Origin of the sequence: Psychrobacter sp. TB20-MNA-CIBAN-0197, from assembly GCF_040309765.1 — a bacterium.
GTDB lineage: Bacteria > Pseudomonadota > Gammaproteobacteria > Pseudomonadales > Moraxellaceae > Psychrobacter > Psychrobacter submarinus.
This window is the reverse complement of record NZ_JBEOPC010000861.1, coordinates 1-260: the sequence shown is the minus strand read 5'-3', so window position 1 is coordinate 260 and position 260 is coordinate 1. Positions and strand designations below refer to the sequence as shown.

Below are 260 nucleotides of genomic sequence, written 5' to 3'. Positions count from 1 at the left end.
AGCCTGGGCTTTCCGCGCAGCGACGTCGATCGCGTCGAGTTTTTCGAAGAGCACGGCAAGATGCGCGCGCGCATGCGCTTCAACCTGATCGGCCTGGTCGGCTCCGGTTCGCCGCTGCCAGCGTTCTACGGCGAACAGGCTCTGGGCGACAGCGAAGACGGCAACCCGACGCGCAATTTTCTCGACCTGTTCCACCATCGCCTGCAACGGCTGATGCTGCCGATCTGGCGCAAGTACCGTTACCGCGCGAGCTTCCAGAG

The 260-nt window shown here is 63.8% G+C and carries 1 protein-coding gene; it reads left to right on the top strand.

What is annotated here, in order from left to right:
* Positions 1-260, top strand: a 260-nt coding sequence (locus tag AAEY83_RS16320) for a type VI secretion system baseplate subunit TssG (protein WP_351060709.1), incomplete at both ends; no start/stop codon positions are given.